Source organism: Halomonas sp. R57-5 (genome assembly GCF_900070345.1).
Lineage (GTDB): Bacteria > Pseudomonadota > Gammaproteobacteria > Pseudomonadales > Halomonadaceae > Vreelandella > Vreelandella ventosae_B.
In genome coordinates, this window is record NZ_LN813019.1 from 4,309,273 (window position 1) to 4,334,455 (window position 25,183).

The 25,183-nt window shown below is 58.1% G+C and carries 26 protein-coding genes; 20 read left to right on the forward strand and 6 right to left on the reverse strand.

The features are described 5' to 3' along the window. Positions 1 to 4: 4 nt before the first annotated feature. From HALO_RS19595 to HALO_RS19655, 13 genes are all read left to right on the forward strand, one after another. Positions 5 to 331, forward strand: a complete 327-nt coding sequence (locus HALO_RS19595; RefSeq protein ID WP_035576675.1) for a HesB/IscA family protein — start codon at positions 5 to 7, stop codon at positions 329 to 331. A gap of 229 nt (positions 332 to 560) precedes the next feature. Continuing rightward, on the forward strand, positions 561 to 986 hold the full coding sequence (gene ndk, locus HALO_RS19600; RefSeq protein WP_050713903.1) for a nucleoside-diphosphate kinase: 426 nt from the start codon (positions 561 to 563) through the stop codon (positions 984 to 986). Positions 987 to 1,075: 89 nt separating this feature from the next. After that, positions 1,076 to 2,272: a 23S rRNA (adenine(2503)-C(2))-methyltransferase RlmN gene (gene rlmN, locus HALO_RS19605; protein WP_035576674.1), complete on the forward strand. Its 1,197-nt coding sequence runs from the start codon at positions 1,076 to 1,078 to the stop codon at positions 2,270 to 2,272. Between the two features lie 116 nt (positions 2,273 to 2,388). Next, entirely contained in the window at positions 2,389 to 3,123 is a 735-nt protein-coding gene (gene pilW / locus HALO_RS19610; protein WP_035576673.1) for a type IV pilus biogenesis/stability protein PilW, read from the forward strand. Positions 3,124 to 3,170: 47 nt separating this feature from the next. After that, on the forward strand, positions 3,171 to 4,223 hold the full coding sequence (locus HALO_RS19615) for a RodZ domain-containing protein (protein ID WP_035576672.1): 1,053 nt from the start codon (positions 3,171 to 3,173) through the stop codon (positions 4,221 to 4,223). 8 nt (positions 4,224 to 4,231) lie between these two features. Further along, positions 4,232 to 5,347 carry a flavodoxin-dependent (E)-4-hydroxy-3-methylbut-2-enyl-diphosphate synthase gene (gene ispG, locus HALO_RS19620; protein WP_050713904.1) on the forward strand — a complete coding sequence of 372 codons (1,116 nt, stop codon included), beginning with the start codon at positions 4,232 to 4,234 and terminating at the stop codon, positions 5,345 to 5,347. A gap of 60 nt (positions 5,348 to 5,407) precedes the next feature. Beyond that, entirely contained in the window at positions 5,408 to 6,709 is a 1,302-nt protein-coding gene (gene hisS / locus HALO_RS19625) for a histidine--tRNA ligase (protein WP_050713905.1), read from the forward strand. A gap of 72 nt (positions 6,710 to 6,781) precedes the next feature. Next, the gene (locus HALO_RS19630; RefSeq protein WP_050713906.1) at positions 6,782 to 7,438 is read left to right on the forward strand and encodes a YfgM family protein; all 657 of its coding nucleotides are present in this window, start codon (positions 6,782 to 6,784) and stop codon (positions 7,436 to 7,438) included. Next, positions 7,435 to 8,619 carry an outer membrane protein assembly factor BamB gene (gene bamB, locus HALO_RS19635; protein WP_035576664.1) on the forward strand — a complete coding sequence of 395 codons (1,185 nt, stop codon included), beginning with the start codon at positions 7,435 to 7,437 and terminating at the stop codon, positions 8,617 to 8,619. Before HALO_RS19630 ends, bamB begins: the two co-directional genes overlap by 4 nt. After that, entirely contained in the window at positions 8,616 to 10,019 is a 1,404-nt protein-coding gene (gene der, locus HALO_RS19640; protein WP_035576663.1) for a ribosome biogenesis GTPase Der, read from the forward strand. Before bamB ends, der begins: the two co-directional genes overlap by 4 nt. Positions 10,020 to 10,240: 221 nt before the next feature. Next, positions 10,241 to 10,855: a hypothetical protein gene (locus HALO_RS19645; protein WP_035576662.1), complete on the forward strand. Its 615-nt coding sequence runs from the start codon at positions 10,241 to 10,243 to the stop codon at positions 10,853 to 10,855. 176 nt (positions 10,856 to 11,031) lie between these two features. Continuing rightward, the gene (locus HALO_RS19650; protein WP_050713907.1) at positions 11,032 to 11,835 is read left to right on the forward strand and encodes a M48 family metallopeptidase; all 804 of its coding nucleotides are present in this window, start codon (positions 11,032 to 11,034) and stop codon (positions 11,833 to 11,835) included. Between the two features lie 34 nt (positions 11,836 to 11,869). Further along, positions 11,870 to 12,130: a hypothetical protein gene (locus HALO_RS19655; protein ID WP_035576659.1), complete on the forward strand. Its 261-nt coding sequence runs from the start codon at positions 11,870 to 11,872 to the stop codon at positions 12,128 to 12,130. Positions 12,131 to 12,211: 81 nt separating this feature from the next. Here the strand turns inward: HALO_RS19655 and aroE are convergent, their stop codons facing one another. The 5 genes from aroE to HALO_RS19680 form a co-directional block, all read right to left on the reverse strand. Next, the gene (gene aroE / locus HALO_RS19660; RefSeq protein WP_035576658.1) at positions 12,212 to 13,033 is read right to left on the reverse strand and encodes a shikimate dehydrogenase; all 822 of its coding nucleotides are present in this window, start codon (positions 13,031 to 13,033) and stop codon (positions 12,212 to 12,214) included. Beyond that, positions 13,030 to 13,968, reverse strand: coding sequence for an oxygen-dependent coproporphyrinogen oxidase (hemF, locus tag HALO_RS19665; protein WP_050713908.1), 939 nt, complete (start codon positions 13,966 to 13,968; stop codon positions 13,030 to 13,032). The genes aroE and hemF overlap by 4 nt, the downstream gene beginning before the upstream one ends. Positions 13,969 to 14,041: 73 nt before the next feature. Then, positions 14,042 to 14,599 (reverse strand): L-threonylcarbamoyladenylate synthase, encoded by a 558-nt coding sequence (locus tag HALO_RS19670; RefSeq protein WP_035576655.1) that lies wholly within the window; start codon positions 14,597 to 14,599, stop codon positions 14,042 to 14,044. A 43-nt stretch (positions 14,600 to 14,642) separates the two neighbouring features. Next, the gene (gene dprA, locus HALO_RS19675) at positions 14,643 to 15,767 is read right to left on the reverse strand and encodes a DNA-processing protein DprA (protein ID WP_035576654.1); all 1,125 of its coding nucleotides are present in this window, start codon (positions 15,765 to 15,767) and stop codon (positions 14,643 to 14,645) included. A gap of 34 nt (positions 15,768 to 15,801) precedes the next feature. Further along, entirely contained in the window at positions 15,802 to 16,647 is an 846-nt protein-coding gene (locus tag HALO_RS19680; RefSeq protein WP_035576653.1) for a hypothetical protein, read from the reverse strand. Positions 16,648 to 16,829: 182 nt separating this feature from the next. Here HALO_RS19680 and def point away from each other — a divergent pair, with 182 nt between their 5' ends. The 7 genes from def to HALO_RS19715 all read left to right on the forward strand — a co-directional run bounded on the left by def (position 16,830) and on the right by HALO_RS19715 (position 24,375). Next, a complete protein-coding gene (def, locus tag HALO_RS19685) occupies positions 16,830 to 17,342 on the forward strand; it encodes a peptide deformylase (protein WP_050713909.1) in 513 nt (170 codons plus the stop codon). Between the two features lie 35 nt (positions 17,343 to 17,377). Further along, positions 17,378 to 18,394, forward strand: a complete 1,017-nt coding sequence (gene fmt / locus HALO_RS19690) for a methionyl-tRNA formyltransferase (RefSeq protein WP_035576651.1) — start codon at positions 17,378 to 17,380, stop codon at positions 18,392 to 18,394. Then, on the forward strand, positions 18,391 to 19,725 hold the full coding sequence (gene rsmB / locus HALO_RS19695; RefSeq protein ID WP_035576650.1) for a 16S rRNA (cytosine(967)-C(5))-methyltransferase RsmB: 1,335 nt from the start codon (positions 18,391 to 18,393) through the stop codon (positions 19,723 to 19,725). The genes fmt and rsmB overlap by 4 nt, the downstream gene beginning before the upstream one ends. A gap of 49 nt (positions 19,726 to 19,774) precedes the next feature. Then, positions 19,775 to 19,981: a dodecin gene (locus HALO_RS19700; protein ID WP_008959783.1), complete on the forward strand. Its 207-nt coding sequence runs from the start codon at positions 19,775 to 19,777 to the stop codon at positions 19,979 to 19,981. A gap of 175 nt (positions 19,982 to 20,156) precedes the next feature. Then, positions 20,157 to 21,530, forward strand: a complete 1,374-nt coding sequence (trkA, locus tag HALO_RS19705; RefSeq protein WP_035576649.1) for a Trk system potassium transporter TrkA — start codon at positions 20,157 to 20,159, stop codon at positions 21,528 to 21,530. A gap of 52 nt (positions 21,531 to 21,582) precedes the next feature. After that, the gene (locus HALO_RS19710) at positions 21,583 to 23,031 is read left to right on the forward strand and encodes a TrkH family potassium uptake protein (protein ID WP_035576648.1); all 1,449 of its coding nucleotides are present in this window, start codon (positions 21,583 to 21,585) and stop codon (positions 23,029 to 23,031) included. A 69-nt stretch (positions 23,032 to 23,100) separates the two neighbouring features. Further along, the gene (locus tag HALO_RS19715) at positions 23,101 to 24,375 is read left to right on the forward strand and encodes a TraB/GumN family protein (protein WP_035576647.1); all 1,275 of its coding nucleotides are present in this window, start codon (positions 23,101 to 23,103) and stop codon (positions 24,373 to 24,375) included. Here the strand turns inward: HALO_RS19715 and HALO_RS19720 are convergent. Then, on the reverse strand, positions 24,316 to 25,125 hold the full coding sequence (locus HALO_RS19720) for a tRNA-uridine aminocarboxypropyltransferase (RefSeq protein WP_050713910.1): 810 nt from the start codon (positions 25,123 to 25,125) through the stop codon (positions 24,316 to 24,318). The genes HALO_RS19715 and HALO_RS19720 overlap by 60 nt on opposite strands. Positions 25,126 to 25,183: the final 58 nt, after the last annotated feature.

The window sequence follows — 25,183 nt, forward strand, 5'->3', positions numbered from 1 at the left end:
CCTCATGGCAACACTCAATATTACCCCGGCTGCCGCACAACAGATTCGCAACGTGCTTGACGAGCGAGGCCAAGGGCTCGGCCTGCGCGTCTCGGTCAAGCCCAGCGGCTGCTCTGGCTATAGCTACGTGCTCGACTTTGCCGACACCGTCAGCGACGAAGAAGTGCATTTTGAAGCTCACGGGGCCAGCGTCTATGTCGCGCCTGATGCGGTGGAGATGCTGAACGGCAGTGAAGTGGATTATGTCAGCGAAGGGCTGAACCGCTTTTTCCGCTTCAATAACCCGAACGTCAAAGATGAGTGCGGCTGCGGCGAAAGCTTCACCGTCTAAGCTTTGTCGTGTCGAGTTTCATCACCGGTATTCATCCCCCGGCTTAAGCGCTATAATCGCGCACCTGGATACACACGCTCAGGCAGTTGGGTCATACCCGCATGCTTTTTAAAATGTTAGCTGATTAAACGTTAGCTGCTGAAGCGCCATTAACCGAATCATTTTCTGGGCCGCCCTGGCCTTCTGGGGCGGCACTTTTTGCTTAAGCCTTTTTGAGGAGACCATTAACATGGCTACTGAACGCRCTCTTTCTATTATCAAGCCTGATGCCGTTGCTAAAAATGCGATCGGTGAGATCATCGCCCGTTTTGAAAAAGCTGGCCTGAACGTTGTTGCCGCGAAGATGGTTCACCTCTCCGAAGAGAAGGCTGGCGGTTTCTACGCAGAGCACAAAGAGCGCCCGTTCTTTAAAGACCTGGTTGGCTTCATGACCTCTGGCCCGGTGGTTGTTCAAGTGCTTGAAGGTGAAGGCGCCATCGCTAAAAACCGCGATCTGATGGGTGCAACCAACCCGAAAGAAGCGGCACCCGGCACTATTCGCGCCGACTTTGCGGAAACAATCGACGCTAACGCTGTCCATGGTTCTGATTCTCCGGAAAGCGCTGAGCGCGAAATTAGCTACTTCTTTGGCAACGACGAAATCTGCCCGCGCTAAGCCTTCAAGGTAGCGCCGCCGAATCAACTTTCGTTGCCGGCCATTTTGCGGGGGCTTGTCCCCCGCCCCTTTCTATAACGCTGACCGCCATGACCACCACTGTAGCCCAACATACGCCCGCCCCCCGTGACGCTGATAGCTCAGACGCCGCCAGCACACCTGCTGCCAAAGCGACGCCTGAGCTTCAAAACCTGCTTGGTATGTCCCGCGAGCAGATGGAAGCCTTCTTTTTGTCGATCGGCGAAAAGAAGTTCCGTGCTGCGCAGCTAATGAAGTGGATTCACCAGGAAGGCAGCGATGACTTTGCCGCCATGACGAATCTCTCCAAAGCGTTGCGGGAAAAACTAACACGGCTGGCAGAAATTCGTGGGCCAGGGGTGATCTATGAAGGTACTTCCAGCGACGGCACGCGTAAGTGGGTGCTGGAAGTGGAAGATGGCAGCTATGTAGAAACGGTATTGATCCCGGCGGAGAACGGTAAGCGCCGCACGCTGTGCGTGTCATCCCAGGTCGGCTGCTCGCTGGACTGTAGTTTTTGTTCCACCGGCAAGCAGGGCTTTCAGCGTAACTTAACCGCCGCTGAAATTATCGGTCAGGTCTGGGTTGCTCAGCGCAGCGTTGGCCCGCGGCGTGACACGGCCAATCGCCCGGTGACCAACGTAGTGATGATGGGCATGGGCGAACCACTGCTCAACTTCGATAACGTTGTGCCCGCCATGAAGCTAATGCTCGACGACAACGGCTACGGCCTGTCCAAGCGTCGGGTAACGCTGTCGACCTCTGGCGTGGTGCCAATGATCGACAAGCTTGGCGATGAAATGGACGTCAGCTTGGCCATTTCGCTGCATGCGTCGACTGACGAATTGCGCAATGAGCTGGTGCCCATCAACCGCAAATATAATATTCGCGCGCTGCTGGATGCCTGCCATCGCTATCTTTCCAAGTGCCCGGACAATCGTCAGGTCACTATTGAGTACACGCTCATCAAAGACGTCAACGATCAGCAGGAGCACGCCGAGCAGCTTGCCGCACTGCTCAAAGAGCTGCCGTGCAAGATCAACCTGATCCCGTTTAACCCGTTCCCCAATTCAGGGTACGAAAAACCGTCGCGCAACCAAGTGATGCGCTTCCAGCAGTGGCTATACGATTTAGGCTACAACGCGACGGTAAGAACGACCCGAGGTGAAGACATTGACGCCGCCTGCGGCCAGCTGGTTGGTCGCGTGAAGGACCGCACCAAACGCAGCGCGCGCTATATCCAGTCGGTACAGCTTGATGCGGACTAAGGTGAGGTGTAGAAAATTGGGCTTATCTTGACTTCCGCTTGGCACGGCGCTTTGATGGACACGGTTTTTATGTAGCATAGGGTTGGTTTTCGGACGTTTACCACAAGAGGATTTACATGATCGCTCACCACAGGCGCCAACACCCATCGCGGGTGCCCATGCTCACCGTGTTGATCGGTAGCTTGTGGCTTGCCGGCTGTGCCTCGTCCAACAACCTTACAGCGCAAGCCAATCCCGCGGCGGCAGATGCCTATACCCAGCTTGGCGTCGCCTACTTAGAGCGCAATAACCTTCCCCGCGCACTCAACGCACTGGATCGGGCGCTTGAAATTGCCCCACGCCATGCCGAAGCACTGCAGGCGCTGGCCCTTGTTTACCAGCGTCAGGGCGAAAGTGACCTAGCCAACGACTATTTTCAACAGGCGGTGGACGCCGACCCTGACTTCACCCGTGCCCGTAATAACTACGCGGCGTTCTTATACGGTCAGGGCCAGTACAACGCTGCCTGTGGGCAGTTAGAAACCGCATCAAAAGATGCCCAGTACGCCAACCGTGCCCAGTTATTTACCAATTTAGGGCAGTGTTATCTGGCGCTGGAAGAATTTGATAAAGCGCGCGCTCGGTTGAAGCGCTCGCAAAGTATCGATCCGCGTAACTCACGCGGCTATTTAATGTTAGCTGAACTCGAATATTCGCAGGGCAATTACTCTCAGGCCTGGGCGCCGCTGCAAACGTATTTACAGCTCGCCGAGCCCGACCAAGCAGCGCTAACAATGGCGGTGGATATCGCCCAAGCGCAGGGCGAGCATAGCACCGCCGCCGAATACCAGCGCCTGCTTGGCAACGACTGACTGATTGACGCCCTGATCACCGCTTATTAAATGAAGGATGCTCAGCCATGAGCGATACACAGTCACAAGAAAGCGTCATTGATAGCACTATCACGAACGACCAAAACACTAGCGCCTCTCCCGGCGAACTGCTGGCTCGCCAGCGCGAGCAGTTGGGTATTCCACTCGCCGATGCGGCCCGGGCGCTAAACCTGCGCCCCGCCGTGGTGGGCGGGCTGGAGCAGGACAACTATCAAGAAATTCCTGTCGCCGCCTATCGCCGCGGCTATCTGCGCTCCTACGCTAAATACCTGGGGCTGGATGATCGGCTGGTGCTCGAGGCTTATCAGGCTCGCAGTGGCGGTACCGATACCGAACGCAAAGTCACCCCGGTCTCTACGGCAAGGCCGCCCTCCCGCATTGGCGCTTGGCTGTTCAAGCTGGTGACTTTGTTGGTCATTGTGGGCCTTATCGCGGTGACGGTGATGTGGTGGCAAAGCCGGGGTGGCAACGAGCCGCCGGGCTTTGGCTCTACCTCCACGGAAGAGACCGCTACCGCCCCTGCAGAGCCGGCCAGTGAACCAGCTGAAGCAGAAGAGAGCGCGAGTTCAAGCTTCACCAGTGGTGACGAAAGCGAGACGCTACCCAGCAATGCTACCAACGTCACGCCCTCACCGTCGGCCACGCAAGATCCAACACCCAGCGGCCAAGATGATGCTGACGCCATTGCCGGCCTTGACGAGCCAGCACTAGATGATACCAACGATACCGCTAGCAGCGCTGATGGAAGCGACGAGCTGGCCAGTACTCAACAAGACAGTGAAGAGCAGAGCAGTGCGGACAGCGAGCAAACCGCCGCTGCCGAACAGACCGCTAATGCCAATGTCCTAGAGCTGACGTTTAACGAGCAGTCATGGACTGAAATTTTTGATGCCACCAACCAGCGCGTCTTCGTTGGCCTGCAAACGCCTGGCACCTCGACAACTGTCGAGGGCGAACCCCCGTTTCGTTTAACCGTGGGCAATGCCACCGGTGTCGAACTACGCTACCAAGGCGAGGAAGTTGACCTTCCCGCCCAAGCAGGTGCCAACAACGTCGCCCGATTTACCTTGGGAGAGTGACCCGTCCTATGCACGCCCCTTCTCCGATAAAACGCCGCCTTTCCCGTCAGATTCAGGTCGGAAACGTCGCGGTGGGCGGTGATGCCCCCATTGCCGTTCAAAGCATGACCAATACCAACACGCTCGATGTGGCCGCCACCGTTGCGCAGATCCAGCAGTTGGAAAAAGCCGGTGCGGATATCGTGCGCGTCTCAGTGCCCGATATGGACGCCGCCGAAACCTTTGGTCAGATCAAAAAACTGGTCAACGTACCGCTCGTTGCCGATATCCATTTTGATTATAAAATTGCCCTACGCGTCGCCGAGCTCGGTGTTGACTGCCTGCGCATCAACCCAGGCAACATTGGCCGTGAAGACCGCGTACGCGCGGTGGTTAGCGCAGCCCGTGACCATGGCATTCCGATCCGCATTGGCGTCAACGCAGGGTCATTGGAAAAAGACCTACAGAAGAAGTATGGCGAACCTACGCCAGCGGCGCTGGTGGAGTCCGCCATGCGCCACATTGATTATCTCGATCGCCTCGACTTCCCCGACTTCAAAGTCAGTGTAAAAGCTTCGGATGTGTTTATGGCTGTGGCCGCCTATCGCGACCTTGCCGCGCGTATCGAACAGCCGCTGCATTTAGGGATTACCGAAGCCGGTGGTTTGCGTTCGGGCACGGTAAAATCATCGATTGGCCTGGGCATGCTGCTGATGGATGGCATCGGCGACACGATTCGCGTCTCGCTGGCAGCCGATCCGGTGGAGGAGATCAAGGTCGGCTTTGATATGCTGCGCAGCCTCAMGCTGCGCTCGAAAGGTATCAACTTTATTGCCTGTCCCAGCTGCTCGCGCCAGAACTTCGACGTTATTAGCACCATGAACCAGCTTGAGGAACGGTTGGAAGATGTCATGACACCACTCAACGTCTCGGTAATCGGTTGCGTGGTTAATGGCCCCGGTGAAGCCAAAGAGACCGATATCGGCCTGACCGGCGGCAGCCCCGCCAACTTGATTTACATTGATGGCAAACCGACCAGCAAGCTGCGCAACGACCACTTGGTCGATGACTTAGAAAAGCTGATTCGCGATAAAGTGCGTGAAAAACAGCAGCAGCAAGACGCTATGATTGCCCGCAGCGTTTAACGCTGGGGCTGGCTGCCAGCCTGGGTGAGCAACGCCTGATGGCAGAATAAGGAGTTTTCTTTGAGCAAGTCCGCCGTTAAAAAGATTCAAGCCATCCGTGGTATGAACGACTTACTGCCCAGCGACAGTCCGCGCTGGCATTTTTTTGAAGCCAAAGTACGCCAGCTGATGGTGCGCTACGGCTTTAATGAAATTCGCACGCCTATTGTTGAACAAACCGCGCTGTTTGCGCGCTCTATCGGTGAAGTCACTGATATCGTCGAAAAAGAGATGTACACCTTCGATGATCGCAACAGCGAAAGCCTGACGCTGCGTCCTGAAGGCACCGCCAGCTGCGTGCGTGCAGCCATGGAACACGGCCTGCTGTATAACCAAACCCAGCGGCTATGGTACCAGGGGCCGATGTTTCGCTATGAGCGCCCGCAGAAAGGCCGTTACCGCCAGTTCCACCAGATTGGCGTAGAAACCTTCGGTTTTGATGGCCCGGATATCGACGCCGAGGTGATCCTGCTTTCGGCACGCCTGTGGCAAGAACTGGGACTCATGGAGCACGTGACCCTGGAGCTTAACTCGCTGGGTTCATCGGAAGCACGGGCGGCCTACCGAGACACCCTGGTGAGCTACTTTGAGCAGCACCATGACGTCCTTGATGAAGACTCCAAGCGCCGTTTGACCAGTAATCCACTGCGTATTCTCGATTCCAAAAACCCGGCTATGGCCGAGATGCTCGACGCCGCGCCGCAGCTGATGGACCACCTGGATGCCGAGTCCCGGGAACACTTTGAGCAGCTCACTAAGATGCTTGAAGCGGCGGGTATTGATTATGTGATCAATCCGCGCCTAGTGCGTGGGCTCGACTACTACYGCCGCACCGTGTTCGAGTGGACCACCACCGCCCTGGGCAGCCAGGGAACCGTCTGCGCAGGCGGTCGTTACGACGGTTTGGTCGAACAGCTGGGGGGCAAACCGACCCCGGCAGTCGGCTTTGCTATGGGCATTGAGCGACTGATTTTGCTGCTCGAAACCCTTGAGCTGATTCCCGATGATGCCCTCGGCGGTTGTGATGTTTATCTGCTGCCGATGGACGATAACGCCACCACGGCGGCCATTACGTTGGCCGAACAGCTGCGTAGTGAACTGCCTGAGCTACGTTTGCAGCTTCACTGCGGCGGCGGCAGTTTCAAAAGCCGGATCAAAAAAGCCGACAAGAGCGGCGCCACAATGGCCATTCTGATCGGTGAAGATGAAATCGCGGCGCAGTCAGCAACCGTCAAATTTCTGCGCGATGACCGCGAACAACAACACGTTCCCCAAGCAGCATTAGGCCGCACGCTGCGCGAGTTTTTGACGGCTAACGCATAAGCCCTGCAGGCTAGCCGCCTGCTCGCATGCGACAGTCTAAACATACGATTGTAGAAGAATAGGAGCCCGCCCGTGGKGGAGCTGAGAAGCGAAGAAGAGCAGCTAGACGCCGTCAAACGCTGGTGGAAAGAGAACGGCATGTCATTGATTGCAGGCGCTGTCCTGGCAGCGGCTGGGGTATTTGGCTGGAATGCCTGGCAGAACTATCAACAGGGCCAGGCCGAAGCAGCCTCAATGCGCTACCAGCAGCTCGCCAATATGACCGCTGGTAACGAGCTTGACGAAGAACAGCTAGCAAGCGCCCGGGAAATGGTCAGCGAACTGACCGACGAGCATGGCGATACGCTCTACGCGGAACTCGCGCTACTGCTGGATGCACGCCTGGCTGTGCAGCAAGGCGATCTGGAAAGCGCGCGAACTGCGCTGGAAAGCGCTGCCGATTCCTCGCGCCGCTATGTACAAAGCCTTGCATGGCTGCGTTTGGCCCGTGTTGAGCTCGCTGACGGCAACCCGACTCAGGCACTGGCGCTGCTAGACGAGCCGATTAGCGACGCGCTAGCGGCTCAACGGGCCAACGTACGCGGCGATGCGTTCGCTGCCCAGGGCGACACCGAGGCGGCCCGCGAGGCATGGGAAACCGCCCTACAACTGGCACAAACCCAAGACCAGCCGCTTTACGGCGTGCAGTTCAAGCTTGACGATCTCGGCGCTGAGGAGGCGACACAATGACGATTAGCACTTCAAATACGTGGGGCATTTCAAAACAGCTGGTACGGGCAAGCTTAGGCGCATTAGCGCTGGCTCTGCTGGCTGGCTGTGCCAGCAAAGGCGAACCTGCCTATACCCCCAAAGAGCTAACGAGTTTCGACGAGACCTCCTCGCTAGAGACTCAGTGGCGGCGCAACGTCGGTGATGGCTTTGGTCACTCGCGCTACCCCATTGAGCCTTCCCGTGAAGGCGACAGCGTGTTCGCTGCAGACGCAGAAGGCGTGGTGATGGCGATGGATGCCAATAGCGGCGACGTTGAGTGGGAAATCGACCTGGATACTACTATTTCCAGCGCGTTAACGGCGATTGCCGGGCAGCTGTATTTGGCCACCGGTAACGGCGAAGTCATCTCTTTGGATCAGCGTGATGGCAGCGAAAACTGGCGCTCACGGGTATCCAGCGAAGTGCTTGCCGCCCCCCAGGCCAATCAGCAGCTGCTGGTCGTACAAAGTGTCGATGGCCGCGTGACCGCCATGGACCGCGCCACTGGCGAAGAGCGCTGGGTATACACCAGTTCGCAGCCGTCACTCACCCTGCGTGGTACCGGCACGCCGATGGTGATTGATCCCGTCAGCTTTGTTGGCCTCGCTAACGGCCGCTTGGCCACACTGGATAACCGCAGCGGCCAGCCGCTATGGGAGATGCAGATAGCCACCCCCAGTGGGCGTAGCGAAGTAGAGCGCCTGGTAGACCTTTCCGGCCAGCCGATCATCAGCCCCGATGGCCGCCTGTTTGTAACCAGCTACAACGGCCGTGTGGTAGCGCTGGAAGCGACCCAAGGCGACGTCCTTTGGGAGGCGGATCTTTCCAGCCGCCATACACCCATTCTGGTCGGCGACTTCCTGTTTGTGGTCACTGACGATAGCCAAGTCGTCGCCCTCGACGCTAACAGCGGCCGCGAAATCTGGCGCAACGACGATTTAGAAGATCGTTGGCTGACTGCCCCGGCCTTCGCCGATGGACGTTTAGTACTCGGCGATTTTGAAGGTTATGTTCACCTGATCGACGCTCGTGAAGGCAACATTGTAGGCCGCACCCGCGTGCACAGCTCGGGCATCAGCGTACGCCCGGTCACTGAAGGCAGCACCATTCATGTCCAGGCCAACAATGGTCGCCTGGAAACCCTGGAAGTCACTCCATGACACCCGTCATTGCTTTAGTCGGTCGCCCCAATGTGGGCAAATCGACGTTGTTTAACCGCCTAACGCGCTCGCGTGATGCCCTGGTGGCCGATTTTCCTGGCCTCACCCGCGACCGCAAGTACGGCAATGGCATGCTGGGCGATAAGGTCTATACGGTCATTGACACCGGCGGCATCAGCGGCGACGAAGAGGGTATCGACGCCGCCATGGCGGAGCAGTCACTCGCTGCCATTGATGAAGCCGATATTGTGCTGTTTATGGTCGACGCCCGCGCCGGCCTTATCGCTGCAGACCAGGCGATTGCCAACCACCTGCGGGTTAACCAGAAAAAAACCTGGCTGGTGGTGAATAAAACCGACGGGCTGGAAGAGCATTCGGCGATGGGCGACTTCTGGTCGTTGGGGCTAGGCGACCCCTGGCCGATTGCGGCCGCCCATGGGCGCAACGTTTCTACCCTGATTGACGTGGTACTCGAACCGTTTCCCGAGCGCGATGCCAGCATTCCCGCGGATACCGGCAGCAAAGGCGTTCGCATTGGCGTGATTGGTCGCCCCAACGTGGGCAAATCCACCCTGGTCAATCGCCTGCTGGGKGAAGATCGGGTGGTGGTCTTTGATGAAGCGGGCACCACCCGCGATGCTATCGAGATTCCTTTTGAGCGCCGCGGCAAGCCCTATGTGCTGATTGATACGGCGGGTATTCGGCGGCGCAAGAACGTGAGCGAAATTGCCGAGAAATTTTCCATCATCAAGACCCTGGATGCGATCAAGGAATCGCACGTGGTGATCATGGTGCTGGATGGCTCCAGCGGCCTGGTGGAGCAGGACCTGCACCTGCTTGACTACGTGTTGACCTCAGGTCGTGCACTGGTGCTGGCCGTCAATAAGTGGGACGGCCTAGAGACCGAGGCCAAGGATAAAATGCGCACCGAGGTGAAGCGACGCCTAGGCTTTGCGGATTACGCCGAGCTGCACTTTATCTCTGCCCTGCACGGCACGGCGGTGGGCGATCTCTACCCCTCGATTGATCGCGCCTTTGACGCCGCTAATGCCCACTGGTCGACCAACCGGCTAACCACCCTGCTTCAGGACGCGGTAAGCCAAAACCCACCGCCGATGGTGCACGGTCGACGCATTAAACTGCGGATGGCTCACCAGGGKGGCAGCAACCCGCCGATTATCGTCGTCCACGGAAACCAGACCGAAGCAGTGCCGGAAGCCTACCGTCGTTATCTGACCAACACTTTCCGCAAGGTATTGAAAGTGCGCGGCACGCCGATTCTCTTTGAGTTTCGCTCGGGCAGTAACCCGTTCGATACCATGGCGGGCGCCAGCGACAAAGAGAAGGCCAAAAAGCGCGAGCTCAACCGCACCAAAGAGGCGCGCAAGAGCCGTCGCTGATCGCTTTAGTAGCTGTCTTTTGAACCCGCCCGCTTGCATCGCCAAGCGGGCGTTTTGGTTCTAGCCTTCAATAAGCACCTGAACACGCAAATTGTCTTGACAGAAAATGGCTTCAGCCCTCAAATAGCCGCGCTTATTAGCCCAAACCTAGTAAGTTCGCATCAGCACCTTACTCTTGGCGCCATTACCCCACTACTTACGCCCTACTTAAGGGGAGTCTTATGTTTTATATTGCTCGCTACTGGCGCTGGCTGACCCTGTTTGGCCTTGCCAGCCTGCTCACGGGCTGCCTCGCCCTGCCTCAAACCGGCCTGTTTGCGTTTCGTTTGGCGGTGACCTCTCTGGGGGTCGAGGATGTTCGCATTGGGCCTTACAGTATTAATGCGGGGCTGGACACCAGCGATTTAACCAGCCTGATTGCTTCCAGCCTTGGCGCTGGCAGCCTGCCCGTTCAGGCCACCATTGCCATGGGGCTGGGCTTACCTGCGGGTATGCCCCCGGTGGAGATGTCGGGTTTTCGCTGGGCACTGGATATGCCTGGGGTTGATCCTGTGGAAGGTAACTATGAACAGGACGTCACGCTGACCTCTGGCGATGATGCTAATTTACGCCTACCGGTAGCCTTTGATGTCCTCGCCACCGACACCCAGCGCATGGCCCCCATGCTAGAGCTTGCTAGCCAGTTGGCCTCCCAAGGCGAGCTACCGGCCGGCAGCCAACTGGCCATCACCCCAGGCGATCTACGCGGTTTAGGCATGCGGCTTCCAGCTGGTTTATTGACGCCCACCATTCGCCTAAATGTCGGCGCCGATGGGCAGTTAGTACCCCAGCGCTGAGGGTTTGTGTCTAGAAGCTTACAGCCAATCCTCTGCGGCCTAGCCTTGGTTCAGAGGGGTGGTCAATTCAGCATCCATACTCACCCTCAAGGTGGGTTATGATGGGGGATTGATTTACTGCTATCAGCGGTTATCTTGTGTGCAAGAAATTCTTTCGTTTATAAGGAAACCGACTCATGCGCTGGCTTCGCCCTCTCGCTGTTACCGCTTTATGTGCGTCTATCGCCGCTTGTACCACCTCTCCCACCGGGCGCTCGCAGCTGCTGCTGCTCTCTGACGGTGAACTCAATGAGATGGGCCGTCAGGCATTTTCTCAATATCAGCAGGAGCTACCCAGCGCTGGTCAAGCCAGTCAGCGCTATGTGCAGTGTATTGCCGATGCCATCGTGGCGGAACTCCCTGCACAGCAGCAACAGTTAGACTGGCAAATCCGCGTGTTTGAATCCGAGCAGCCCAACGCCTTCGCGCTACCGGGCGGCTATATGGGGGTGAATACCGGCATGCTGGATATTGCCACTAGCCAAGACCAACTTGCCTCCGTGATTGGTCACGAAATTGGTCACGTGTTGGCCAACCATGCCAATGAGCGCGCCTCAACCGAGAGCGCCACCTCGTTAGGTCTGTCGGTTATTTCCAGCACTTCCGGCATGCAGTCCGCAGGTGGCCAGCAGTTGATGGGCGTACTCGGCATGGGCGCGCAGTACGGCATCGTCCTGCCGTTCTCACGAGCTCATGAAAGTGAGGCTGATGTGATTGGCCTAGAGCTTATGGCGCAAGCCGGTTTCGACCCACGTGAGAGCGTTACTCTGTGGGAAAACATGCAGGCGGTGTCCGGTGGTGGCTCACCCCCGGAGTGGATGTCCMCTCACCCTGGCCAAGGCCAGCGCATTGAAGGCTTGCAAGGTAATATGGATCAAGCCCTGGCCGTCTATGAGCAGGCTCGCAGCAATGGTCGTACACCCAACTGCCCGCGTCCCTAATGCTTCGCTGAGTGAGTCGGCTATTGAGGTTTAAATGATCAAGCTGGGATTACTGCTGCTGGTACTGCCGCTGTTTGTGCTGATGGGCGTGTATTTCTGGGAGCTCAACGATGTGCGCGCCTGCCAGCTTGATGGCGGTCATTGGAACTATATCGAAAGCGTCTGTAGCGACACACCACAGCCCTTCGTATCCTGGCTCCAACGCTCGCCGCTGTTAGTTAATGGCGGCATGCTGCTTTCGGTGGTGGGGCTGGTGATGTGCACTGTGGGGTTGTACGTTAAGCGCGCTAATTGAAGCATTTTTAGCGGCATGAATAAGAAGCGGGGGCGGATACATTATCCGCCCCCGCTTTTTTAGCAGCGTTAACTGATGCGGTTATGAATAGTTAAGCGATTGGCGCAGCATTTCGCGCACGGGTGCCGTATCTGGGCGCACATTGCGCCACAGAAAAAACGACTCGGCGGCCTGTTCGACCAGCATGCCTAGGCCATCGAGCAGTTTTGCACCGCGGGGGCCAGCCCATTGTAAAAACACTGTCGGCTCGGATCCGTACATCATGTCGTAGGCCCAGGCATGCGGAGCAAAAAGCGCATCCGGCAGCGGCGGTAAATCGCCGCTGAGGCTGGCGCTGGTGCCGTTAATCACTACATCAAAAGTGCCGTTAACGGTATCAAAACCACCGCCGTGGATAGGCCCAAGATCAGCAAAATCGCTGGCCAACTGCTCGGCTTTGGCGGCGGTGCGGTTAACCACGACGACCTCACTGGGCTGCTCGGCAAGTAAGGGCTCCAGAATGCCGCGCACGGCGCCACCGGCGCCTACCACCAAAATACGCTTCCCCGCTAACGCTACGCGGTGATAGGCCAAATCACGCACTAAGCCAATACCGTCAGTGGTATCGCCGTAGGTGCGGCCATTACCACCAAGTATCAGTGTATTCACCGCCCCTGCACGACGGGCGCGGTGGCTTAAGGTATCGCACAGCGCAAAGGCATCCTCTTTGAACGGTACGGTCACATTGGCGCCACGCCCGCCCGCATCGTTAAAGGCGCGCCAAGCACCGGCAAAGCCATCCAGCGGCGGCGCTTCGGCGGAGTACTCAAGCGCTTGTTGCGTTTGATGGGCAAACTCAGCGTGGATCTGCGGAGATTTGGAGTGTTTGACCGGGTTGCCAAACACGCAGTAGCGATCGGTCATAATAATTTTTCCGTCGTTTCAGCGAATTCGCCGAGCCAGTCCCGCGCGTGTAGAAATTCAGTCAAGCGCGCCTCAGCACTGCCGGGGTCTGGCTCAAAGGCGTACTCCCAGCGCGCTAACGGCGGCATCGACATCAAAATGGATTCAGTGCGCCCGCCGCTCTGTAGGCCAAACAAAGTTCCGCGATCCCMCACCAGATTGAACTCCACGTAACGACCACGACGGTAGAGCTGAAAGTCACGCTCGCGTTCGCCCCAGGCGTCGTTTTTACGCCGCTCGACGATGGGCAAATACGCCGCTAAGAAGCTGTCGCCCACCGCACGCTGCATGGCAAAACAGTCGGCAAACTCGCCGTCGTTTAAATCGTCGAAAAACAGTCCGCCCACACCGCGGGTTTCATCGCGATGTTTAAGATAGAAGTACTCGTCACACCAAGCTTTGTAGCGGTAGTAAACGTCGTCGCCAAAAGGATCGCAGGCGGCTTTTGCCACTTGGTGCCAGTGCACAACGTCTTCCATCACAGGATAAAATGGCGTTAAGTCATAACCGCCGCCAAACCACCATACCGGCGGCTCGCCGACTTTCTCGGCAATAAAGAAACGTACGTTGCCATGGCTGGTGGGTACATGGGGGTTTTCCGGGTGCAGCACCCAGGAAACGCCTACCGCGTGAAAGCTGCGTCCGGTCAGTTCAGGGCGCGCGGCGGTGGCCGAAGGCGGCAACTGGGTGCCATAGACATGGGAGAAGTTAACGCCACCCTTTTCGAACACGCCGCCATGGGTCATCACCCGTGATCGACCGCCGCCGCCCTCTTCACGTTCCCAGCTATCCTCTTGGAACTGGGCAGCGCCATCGGCCTCAGCCAATCCAGCGCATAGCCGCTCCTGCAGATCAAGAAGGTAGCGTTTAACGTCATCAAGGTGCTCGTGGGCCACAGTATCTCCTGAGGGGTCATTGGTGAGTCGTAATGGGTGAATAGAAAATGGTGAATAGTGAGTTAAACGACAGCTAGGGGCGCATGATTTTACCGGTGGCTAAATCCCTGATAGTGCTGGGTTTAGCGTTGCCACCGAGCGCACCTTCCACCACATGGGCAACTTCATCGCCAAAGATTGCAGTGATCTCAGCGGCGCTCATCGCAGGCGGTTCCCCCGAACGATTGGCCGAGGTGGATACCAGCGGCCCCCCAAAGGCTTCGCACAGCGCTTTCATCACCGGGTGGTCGGTCACCCGTAGCGCTACGCGCTCGTGGGCGCCACGCACCAGCCCATGGCTACGGCCATAATCAGGCACTAGCCAGGTATTAGGCCCCGGCCAGCTTGCCGCAAGAGGAGCATGCATCGCGAGCGGAAGCTGGCTCAACCAGGGTTGGAACTGGCCAATATTGGCAGCAACAAGGATGACGCCCTTGGCAGGATCGCGCTCTTTCATGCGCATTAGATGGGCTAAGGCTTCGTCGTTTTCGGGGTCACAGCTAAGCCCCCAAACCGCTTCAGTGGGACAGGCAATCACTCCCCCACTACGCAGCGCGCTAATCGCAGGGGCTAGATCGGTCGCCAAACTCATGGTCTCTCCTCACGGCTAACAGGCCTTTAATGGTTTTATCCTATCATGGCCGCGGCAACCGCACCCAGCCTCCCGCTTGCTGGCTTACCCAGCCCTCCAACTCAAGCATAAGTAGCCGCTGCTGGCAGTCGCTGACCGATGTGCCCGTAGACGCTACCAGCGTGTCGATAGGTGTTGGCGTGGCCGATAGAGCTGTTAATAAGTTGTCTGGCAAGGGCTCATCTCTAGGCAGTTTTTCTACCGTCTCCGGTAAGGGCTGCTGAATAGCGGCGTCAGGCGGGATAAACGCCTCCGCCCAGTGGCCAAGGTCAGCGATAACATCGTCGACGCTGCAGGCTAAGTGGGCACTGCCCTGGCGTAGCAGTGACAAGCAGCCGCGGGCCTGAACGTTGTGCAGTGAACCGGGTAGCACAAACAGTTCCCGATTTTGCTCAATGGTGAGCCTTGCACTGACCAGCGAGCCACTTTTTTCGGTCGCTTCAACCACTAGCGTACCGAGCGAGAGACCAGTCACGATTCTATTCCGGCGTGGGAAAAATGCCGGGCGCGCCAACGTACCCGGGGGATGCTCGGACAACAGCAGGCCGCCGGGCAGACGACCAAGCTGCTCATGAAGATCACGATTCGAGGCGGGATAGATCACATCCACGCCGCAGCCTAGGACACCGATCGTGCGGCCTCCCGCATTCAGGGCTGCGCGCTGGGCAACGCCATCCACCCCTAACGCCATACCACTGACCACACACCAGCCGCGGCGGGCAAGATCACGGGCAAAGGTTTGGGCGTTGTGGGTACCTTCGCCGGTAGGGCGGCGGGTGCCCACCATGGCAAGTTTCGGGCCTTCAAGAGCGCCAAGATCCCCCTGGGCCCAGAGCACCACGGGCGGGTCGGGCAATTCATTTAACAGTCGAGGCCAGGCGGGATGGTCGCGATGCAGTACGTGTCTGCTTGGGCCACCTTGCTGCCACGCCAGGGTTTCATCAATCACCCTTTGCAGTGGGCTGCGGGCAGGGTGCTCAAGCCACAGGCGCAACTCACTGGCTGCACGGCTGGGCAGTGCGGCCAGCCACCCTGCCGGCCACTGGGGCTGACGGGCTACTAATTGCGCGATACGCAGCGCCCCCATACCGGGCAAGGCATTGACCACCAGCCACGCCTGGGCGTCCATACTACCTCCTTATCAATACGTTTTATGCCGCCGGCTAATCGGCCGGTGATTCAACTTGATCGCCAACCTCTAGCACCCGGGATGCCTGCATCACCAAGGCGTAGCTGACACGGTCATAGGGCTTAAATACCATCACAGTACCCGCCTCGGTGCTCGGTAGTTGAACCAGCTCCTGGGTACGCGGGTCGTTGATTAACTCCCCCTGTTGATTAACCCGCAGCACATGCCCTGCCTGCAAGCCATCCAGAGTACCGAGATCCAGCGTAACGATCTGCAAGCGGCCAATAAAGCGCACCCCGCCGGGGACGGCAATAATATGTCCTTCGATAGGATTCAGCGGCGCGCGCGGGACAAGTTCGCTGCTCAGCTCGCGCTCTTCCAGCGGCAGGACGATGTCGTTAACCCGCACTTCCTGGTGGGAGCTAATCACTTCAAGCTGCGTCATATCGTCTTCACTGCTGACATGGTGGGCGACGCCTACGTTAATCAGCTCCAAGCCAAGTGGCGTGCCATCCATGGCGAGGTAGGCTTCCGACTGACGATAAATGCCCACCTGACCATGGCGCGGTACATCCCCCCGCAAGTACACCTTTTCTCCCGCGCCGCTAATCACACGGCGATCATCCCCCGCCACTACGTAAGCCAGCTCCTGCAGCGCCTCGGCATCCTCCACAACGCGGTGGTCGCGCAGAAAGGCCTGCGCTTCCTCCAAGGCGATGGGCTCAATCGCTTCTCGATGGGGCAAGGTACGCACCTGCGGCGAGAGTTTAATCACCTGCTGATCACGCTCCCACGCGGCGACTTCGCTACTCATCAGCATCACTGCACTCAGCAGCCAACCACTTAATGCCCCCCGGTAGGCGTGTTGCTTTGCTGCCATTCTGCTCCCCTTAAAAGGTGAATAGTCTGATTATTATGCGGGTGATGAGCCGCTATGCGCCTATGCCCAGAAACGTTGACAGCATGATATAGTGACCCATCATAAAGTACCTAGGTGAGAGGACACTCGTCACTGCCTAGCTTGACTTAATTTAGACTCAGCATAACGGTGATTGTAACGCCATGGCCAAACTTCCTATTCTTGAATTCCCCGATGAGCGCCTCCGCACCAAGGCCGCTGCGGTGGAAACCGTCGACGATGAGGTACGCCAGCTCGTCGACGATATGCTGGAGACCATGTATGACGCCCGTGGTATCGGTCTAGCCGCGACCCAGATCGATGTCCATCGCCGTGTTGTCGTCATGGATGTCAGCGACGACAACYCCCAGCCGCTGGTGCTCATCAACCCGCGCTATACCCCGATTGGCGATGAAAAAGATCTGCTTTCGGAGGGCTGCCTGTCGATTCCCGAGCACTACGCCGAAGTGCCGCGCTATCTTAAGGTGCAGCTTAACGCGCTGGATCGTAATGGCGAGGCCTATGAGTTAGAGGCAGAGGGTCTACTGGCACACTGTATTCAGCACGAGTACGACCATCTTGAGGGCGTGCTGTTTGTTGACTACTTGTCGCCGCTAAAGCGTGACCGTATCCGCAAAAAAATGCAGAAACGTCACAAGCAGATGCAGGACGCCTAACACTTCTCTCATTCACGCCAGGTAGCCCTCTTTATATGTCACGATTGCGCGTTGTTTTTGCCGGCACGCCTGAATTCGCCGCTTCAAGCCTGGCAACGCTGCTGGAAAGCCAGCACGAGGTGGTCGCGGTGTACACCCAACCCGACCGGCCCGCTGGTCGCGGCCGTAAGTTAACGCCCAGCCCAGTCAAACAGCTGGCTCTAGAACACAGCCTGCCTGTCTATCAGCCTCAGACGCTAAAGCAGCCCGAGGCTCAAGCCGAGCTGGCCGCGCTCAATGCCGACATCATGGTCGTTGTGGCTTATGGCCTGCTGCTGCCCCAGGCCGTGTTGGATATACCACGATTAGGCTGCGTTAACGTGCACGCCTCACTGCTGCCCCGCTGGCGCGGCGCTGCCCCCATCCAACGGGCGATCGAAGCGGGTGATAGCGTATCGGGTGTAACTATCATGCAGATGGACGCTGGCCTGGACACCGGCGCAATGCTCTCGGAAGTGCGCACGCCCATTACGGGCCGCACCACCGGCGGCGATTTGCACGACCGCCTCGCGATTCAAGGCGCCAATGCGCTAACCAACACGCTGGATGCCCTGGCCACCGGCACCGCGCATGCCACGCCTCAGCCCGAGGAAGGCGTCACCTATGCCGCCAAGCTGAGCAAAGCGGAAGCCGAGCTCGACTTTGGACAGTCCGCCCAGCAGTTAGCCAGCAAGATTCGCGCCTTTAATCCCTGGCCGGTGGCCTGGTGCGCGCTGGGCGATGATCGCCTACGTTTGCTAATGGCCAGCGCAGAGGAAGGTGAACACCCTTCCTGCGCCCCTGGCACCCTGCTTGAACATGGCGACGACCATTTGCGGATCGCCTGCGGCACCGACGGTCGCGACGTGCTGTGCGTCACCAGCGCACAGCTGCCTGGCGGTAAAGCCATGGCCGTGCGTGACTTACTGAATGCCCGCCACGCGCGCCTTGCTACAGGCACACAGCTTGGTGCTCGTCTTGGTGCTCGTTTTGAAAATTCCGCGGCTCAGGCCAGCAAAGGAGAAACACCATGAGCCAAAAACACTCCCCCCCAGGCGGTAGTGGCCAGGAAGTCCGCGCCGCCGCCGCCCGCGCGCTGGCCCCGGTCCTCAGCGACCAAGGCTCCCTGGCGGGGCTCGATGAGCACAGCGTAGTGGCTCGTGACCGCGGGCTGCTAAAAGAGCTCTGCTTTGGCACCTGCCGCCGTTTGCCGCGCCTGGAAGCCCTTGCAGGCGTGCTGCTGAAGCAGCCGTTTAAAAAACGCGACAGCGATGTTCAAGCGCTGCTGCTGCTGGGTATTTACCAGCTGCTGTATATGCGCATTCCGGCCCACGCGGCGGTAGGCGAAACCGCTGGCGCTGCACGCTTACTAAAGAAGGAGTGGGCCACCCGCGTTTTAAATGGCTGCCTGCGTCGCCTGCAGCGCGAATCCGAGGCGCTCCAAGCCCAGGTAGACCGGGATGAGCATGTCGCTCTGGAGCATCCCCCCTGGCTACTTAACGCGCTGCGCCAGGCGTGGCCAGAGCAATGGCGCGATATCATTGAAGCCAACAATCACGCAGGCCCGATGACGTTAAGGGTGAACCAACGCTACAACGACCGCGAGGCCTATTTGGGCATGCTCACCGAGCAGGGCTTGAACGGCCATTTATGCCCCCATGCCCCAGACGCCATCACCCTGGAAACGCCCTGCGATGTCACCGCGCTGCCCGGCTTTGAAGAAGGCCATGTGAGCGTTCAGGATGAGGCTGCTCAGCTCTCGGCGGCATTACTTGGCCCCACGCTCGCGCCACGGCCCGGGGCTCGTGTACTCGATGCCTGCTGCGCGCCAGGCGGTAAAACAGCCCATTTGCTAGAGCAGTTTGATATTGCGCTGACGGCTATCGATAGCGATAACCAGCGCTTGGCGCGGGTGGAAGACACGCTCAGCCGTTTAGGCGTCGAGGCGGTACTCGAGCACGCCGATGCCACCGAGCGCGACTGGTGGAGCGGCACGCCGTTTGATGCCATCCTGCTCGACGCCCCTTGCTCTGGCACCGGCGTTATTCGCCGTCACCCGGATATCAAGAAGCTGCGGCGCAAAGACGATATCCGGCCGCTGGCCAAGCTTCAACGCCAGCTGTTAGACAATCTTTGGCCGATGCTGCGCGAAGGCGGCACCCTGCTGTATGCCACCTGCTCAGTACTGCCGGAAGAGAACAGCGAGCAGATTGAGGCATTTCTCGCCCGAACGCCCGACGCTCATGTCACCACGCCTAACGACGTTGCTTGGGGTATTTCCAGCGGCGCGGGTCGTCAGCTGTTTCCGGCCCAGAGCAGTCACGATGGCTTTTTTTATGCCAGACTAGAGAAGCGCACTGCCTAAGCGCTCACTGATGCCAGGGCAGTGAATTTATGACAAGGAAGGAGGTACTATGAGTCATCATACTTATAAGCATGTGGAACTGACCGGCTCTTCCGAGAAAGGTATTGAAGAAGCGGTACAGAACGCTCTGGCCAAGGCGTCAGAGACTATTAAGCACATGCGCTGGTTGGAAGTAGTCGATACCCGTGGTCATATTGAAGACGGTCAGGTGGCCCACTGGCAGGTAACGGTTAAAGTTGGCTTTACGCTAGAATAATCCCCACCTGCTTTTCGGCGGCGGCTGGTTTACACTGGCCGCCGTCTTTATTGCAGCGCATGATAGACGTACCTGAACGACAATTTACGTCTTCAACGTCAGGACTGAGTCCTAAGACCGCCTGCTGGTCTTAACGATATTGCGCTGGCGCTTTTAATGGAACCGATGCTCAGCAATGAAAATCATCATTCTCGGCGCCGGCCAGGTCGGCGGCACACTGGCAGAACACCTCGCCCGCGAGGAAAACGACATCACCGTCGTTGATACTGACGCCAAAAAACTGCGCGACCTGCACACCAAACTCGATATCCGCACCGTTACCGGGGCGGGCTCCTACCCCATTGTGCTGCGCCAGGCAGGCTGCGAAGACGCCGATATGCTGATCGCCGTGACCAACAGCGACGAGATCAATATGATCGCCTGTCAGGTCGCCCATACGCTGTTCCGTACCCCCACCAAGATTGCCCGAGTGCGCGCCACGGCGTACCTGACCCGCAAAGGGCTGTTCGCCCACGAAGCCATTCCCATTGATGTACTAATCAGCCCCGAGCAGGTGGTTACCGACCATGTGCGCCGCTTGATCGAGCACCCTGGCGCCCTACAGGTGCTGGAATTTGCCGGAGGGCTGGTGCAACTGGTGGCGGTGAAAGCCTTCTACGGCGGCCCGCTGGTGGGTCAGGACTTGGCCTTTCTGCGCCGTCATATGCCCAACGTGGATACCCGGGTGGCGGCGATCTATCGCCGCAGCCGACCGATTATTCCCCGCGGCGATACGGTGATCGAAGCCGACGACGAAGTGTTCTTCCTCGCCGCCCGCCGGGATATTCGTGCGGTGATGAGCGAGCTGCGCCGGGTGGAACGGGACTTCCGCCGCGTCGTGATTGCCGGGGGCGGCAATATCGGCGAGCGACTGGCGGAGCATTTGGAGCATAGCCACCAGGTCAAAATCATCGAACACAGCCTGGAGCGCTGTACCACGCTGTCTGAGCGCTTGGATCGCACCGTGGTGCTCCACGGCAGCGCCACCAGCAAACGCCTGTTGGAAGAGGAGAATATCGAAGAGTGCGATATCTTCTGCGCGCTGACCAACGACGACGAGGTCAATATCATGTCGTCGCTGCTCGCCAAACGGCTAGGCGCCAAAAAGGTGCTGACGCTGATTAACAACGCCGCCTACGTGGATCTGGTGCAAGGCGGCGACATCGATATTGCGATTTCACCTCAGCAGGCGACCATCGGTAGCCTGCTCACCCACGTGCGCCGCGGCGATATTGTTAACGTTCACTCGCTGCGCCGGGGTGCGGCCGAGGCCATTGAGGCCATCGCCCATGGCGACAAACAGTCGTCTAAAGTGGTGGGTCGCACGATTCGTGAGATCGACCTGCCCGACGGCACGACGATTGGTGCGATTGTACGCGGCAAAGAGGTCATCATCGCCCACGGCGATGTGATGGTAGAGAGCGGCGACCACGTCATTCTGTTTGTGATCGATAAGCGCCGCATTCGCGATGTGGAGCGTCTGTTCCAAGTCGGTCTAACGTTCTTTTGATAACCCTCGAATCACTGCCACTGGCAGCTAATAACAGGAGCATGCGACAACCATGAGTCTGCGGGTTATTTTGCGCATTTTGGGGCTGCTGCTCATGCTGTTCAGCCTAACCATGCTCCCTCCCACGCTGATTTCACTGTGGTTTCGCGACGGCGTGTGGAGTGCCTTTATTAGCGGCATTGCGATCTCAGTCTCCACCGGGCTGCTGCTCTACCTGCCCAATCGGCGCTCGCAAAAAGAGCTGCGCATCCGCGATGGCTTTATTATTGCCGCGATGTTCTGGACGGTGCTGGCACTGTTCGGCTCGCTGCCGCTGATGCTGTTCGGCGAAGGCTCGCTGGGCATCACCGATGCGGTCTTCGAGTCGTTTTCCGGCTTGACCACCACCGGCGCCACCGTGATTACCGGCATCGATTTTTTACCCGAATCGATTCTGTACTATCGTCAGCAGCTCCAATGGCTGGGCGGCATGGGTATCGTCGTTTTGGCCGTCGCCATTTTGCCGACCCTAGGGGTGGGGGGTATGGCGCTTTACCGGACCGAGATTCCGGGGCCGCTGAAAGACTCCAAGCTCACCCCCCGTATCACCGAAACCGCCAAAGCGCTGTGGTACATCTACGCCACCCTGACCCTCGCCTGCATGATTGCCTATATGCTAGCGGGCATGAGCTGGTTCGATGCCTTAAGTCATAGCTTTTCGACTGTCGCTATCGGTGGTTTTTCCACCTACGACGCCAGCATCGGCTACTTCGATAGCGCCGCCATTGAAATGATATGCGTGGGCTTTATGTTGATTTCAGCATTCAGCTTTAGCCTGCACTTTATCGCCTGGCGTGAAAAAAGCCTGATGCACTACTTTCACGACCCCGAAGCGCGTTTTTTAATGCTATTTCTGCTCGCGCTGTCCGTAGTCACCGTACTCTCCCTGTGGTTAACCGACACCTACGACACGCTGCGCGGCCTACGCCATGGGGTTTTCCAGGTCGTTTCGGTGGCAACAACCGCCGGTTTTGGTGTCGCCGACTTCTCAATGTGGCCTGGCGCCTTGCCCTTTCTGCTGTTTATGGCCGCGTTCGTGGGGGGCTGCTCCGGCTCTACCGGTGGCGGCATGAAGGTCATTCGGATTATTTTGATCATCAAACAGGGCATGCGCGAAATCATGCGGCTGATTCACCCCAATGCGGTGATTGCGGTCAAAGTGGGCAAAGTCAGCGTGCCCGACAGCATTGCCCAGGCGGTGTGGGGGTTCTTTTCGGTCTACGTGATGCTGTTCTTTTTAATGCTGGTGGGCGTCATGGCCACCGGGGTTGATCAGGTAACCGCCTGGTCGACGGTGGGATCTGCCCTCAACAACCTTGGCCCCGCCCTAGGCGAAGCCAGCACTAACTACGGCGACATGCCCAGCTTGGCAAAATGGATATTGGTTATGGCCATGCTGCTCGGCCGCCTGGAAATTTTTACGGTACTGGTGCTGTTTACGCCCGCTTTCTGGCGGCGCTAAGCCCTCCACATAAGCCCTTCACATAAGTTCCTTTACATCAGACCCACTTATTGATTTTGAGAGCTGTGAATGAACCACGACGATACGTCTCACGAAGAAGCATCTCACGGAGACACTGGGCCACTGGCGGCAACGCCAACCACGTTTCCAGCCACTAGCGGGCCGCTAAAAACGATCACTGTGGGTGAAACCCGCTACACGCTGCTGGGCACGGCCCATGTGTCGGCGGAAAGCGCCGACGATGTGCGCGCGCTGTTGGATAGCGGTGCTTTCGATGCGGTAGCGATTGAGCTGTGTGATGCTCGCCACCACAGTATGTCCAACCCGGATGCCATGGGCGAGCAGGATCTATTCCAAGTATTTAGGCAAGGCAAGGCGGGCATGGTCGCCGCGAGCCTGGCCCTGGGCGCTTTTCAGCAGCGGATTGCCGATCAGTCCGGCATTCAGCCGGGGGCCGAAATGCGCGCCGCCGTTGAAGAAGCCAGCCGCCGGAAACTGCCGTTACTGCTGGTCGACCGTGATGTGGGCTTAACCCTAAAGCGTATCTACAGCAATGTGCCCTGGTGGCAGCGTTTCTCGCTCTTTTCAGGGCTGATTGGCAGCGTGCTCTCTCGCCAAGATGTCTCTAAAGAGGACATCGAAAAGCTCAAAGAAGGCGATATGCTGGAAGCGACCTTCAGCGAGTTTGCCGCCGAATCTGAAGCGCTCTATACGCCGCTAATTCGCGAGCGCGACCGCTATATGGCGCTGCGTTTGGCCGAAGATGCACCGCCAGGGCGCTATCAACACGTATTGGTGGTGATCGGTGCTGGTCACCTCAAAGGCACCGGCGAACACCTTGAAGCCCCACTGCCCGCCGACCCAAAAGTAGAGCGTGAATCGCTGGAAGCCACCCCGCCGCCATCTAAGCTCTGGAAGGCGCTACCTTGGCTGATTACCGCACTGGTACTCACCGGCTTTGCGATTGGCTTTTCGCGCAACACCGACCTGGGCTGGCAACTGGTACTTGAGTGGTTCTTGATTAATGGCATTCTCTCCGGCGGCGCGACGATTATCGCCCTGGCACACCCAGTGACCGTTATTGCCACCTTTTTTGCTGCCCCGCTGACATCGCTAAACCCGACCATCGGTGCTGGCTTCGTAGCCGCCGGGGTTGAGCTCTATATGCGCAAACCCAAAGTGCGCGATTTTTCATCGCTGCGCCACGATGTCACCCAGTTGAAAGGCTGGTGGCAAAACCGCGTATCGCGCACCCTGCTGGTGTTTATTCTCGCCACGCTAGGTTCAGCAGTGGGTACCTGGGTAGCCGGGTTCAGAATCGCCGGTACATTGTTTGGCGGCTAGGCGCCGCATTGCTGCTGTCGGCGGGTCGATTTTGTGATGCAATCGGCTCGCCGCGTAGCTGTCGTTAAACACCTCAAAGTAATCGTCCAGCACGTCCGCAGCAACGGTATCCCCGCCCTGGCGCAGCAGCTCGATCGCCACTTCCGCAGTACATAAATGCGCTTTTGATGCAGGCTTGCGCAGCCGATAGCGGGTCTCGCGCTCACTCTTCAGTGGCAATACCGGCAAATCATCCAGGTAAGCGCTTTTACGAAACATACGCCGCGCCTGACGCCAGGTGCCATCCAGAATAATAAATACCGGAATGCGCGCCTGCGCTTTCGCCGCATGCACCGTGTCTATGCCAACCACCCGATCCGCATAGTCGGGCTGATCGTCCGGAAAAATCACAAAGGGCGCGTAGCGAGGGTCTGTTAGCAGCGCGGCTAACTGGGCATCCGGCGCCACGCGGTACCAGGTAAATACCTGCGTCGTGGTGATCACGTCGCGAATCAAACGCCCGGTATTGGTCGGTTTATAGTGCTCTATCGGATGGGTCAACAACCACACCTGAGCATGACTCTCTGCCTTCACCTGATAGGGGCACAGGCAGTTCAGTACGGGTAGCTGGCAGTGATCGCAGCGGGTGACAAAACTACCCCGCGCTTTAAACTCACGCCGCGGCGGAGGCGTATGCTCACTGGTTGGGCTATCTGCAGAGCCAACAGCAGAAACAGAGCCTTCTTTAAAAGAGCTATCAAAAGCAGACATCCGCGCTCCAGGAGAGGGAAACAACTAACAGTAAAAAGGGCGCAGAGTATAAAGCAGG

Coding starts and splice junctions, on each gene's coding strand:
- HALO_RS19680 (WP_035576653.1), bottom strand. CDS start 16,647: ATGGCAGCAAAGCAACACGCCTACCGGGGGGCATTAAGTGGTTGGCTG.
- dprA (WP_035576654.1), bottom strand. CDS start 15,767: ATGGACGCCCAGGCGTGGCTGGTGGTCAATGCCTTGCCCGGTATGGGG.
- HALO_RS19645 (WP_035576662.1), top strand. CDS start 10,241: ATGTTTTATATTGCTCGCTACTGGCGCTGGCTGACCCTGTTTGGCCTT.
- HALO_RS19715 (WP_035576647.1), top strand. CDS start 23,101: ATGAACCACGACGATACGTCTCACGAAGAAGCATCTCACGGAGACACT.
- trkA (WP_035576649.1), top strand. CDS start 20,157: ATGAAAATCATCATTCTCGGCGCCGGCCAGGTCGGCGGCACACTGGCA.
- HALO_RS19615 (WP_035576672.1), top strand. CDS start 3,171: ATGAGCGATACACAGTCACAAGAAAGCGTCATTGATAGCACTATCACG.
- pilW (WP_035576673.1), top strand. CDS start 2,389: ATGATCGCTCACCACAGGCGCCAACACCCATCGCGGGTGCCCATGCTC.
- aroE (WP_035576658.1), bottom strand. CDS start 13,033: ATGACCGATCGCTACTGCGTGTTTGGCAACCCGGTCAAACACTCCAAA.
- HALO_RS19655 (WP_035576659.1), top strand. CDS start 11,870: ATGATCAAGCTGGGATTACTGCTGCTGGTACTGCCGCTGTTTGTGCTG.
- HALO_RS19670 (WP_035576655.1), bottom strand. CDS start 14,599: ATGAGTTTGGCGACCGATCTAGCCCCTGCGATTAGCGCGCTGCGTAGT.
- fmt (WP_035576651.1), top strand. CDS start 17,378: ATGTCACGATTGCGCGTTGTTTTTGCCGGCACGCCTGAATTCGCCGCT.
- rsmB (WP_035576650.1), top strand. CDS start 18,391: ATGAGCCAAAAACACTCCCCCCCAGGCGGTAGTGGCCAGGAAGTCCGC.
- rlmN (WP_035576674.1), top strand. CDS start 1,076: ATGACCACCACTGTAGCCCAACATACGCCCGCCCCCCGTGACGCTGAT.
- HALO_RS19710 (WP_035576648.1), top strand. CDS start 21,583: ATGAGTCTGCGGGTTATTTTGCGCATTTTGGGGCTGCTGCTCATGCTG.
- HALO_RS19700 (WP_008959783.1), top strand. CDS start 19,775: ATGAGTCATCATACTTATAAGCATGTGGAACTGACCGGCTCTTCCGAG.
- HALO_RS19595 (WP_035576675.1), top strand. CDS start 5: ATGGCAACACTCAATATTACCCCGGCTGCCGCACAACAGATTCGCAAC.
- bamB (WP_035576664.1), top strand. CDS start 7,435: ATGACGATTAGCACTTCAAATACGTGGGGCATTTCAAAACAGCTGGTA.
- HALO_RS19720 (WP_050713910.1), bottom strand. CDS start 25,125: ATGTCTGCTTTTGATAGCTCTTTTAAAGAAGGCTCTGTTTCTGCTGTT.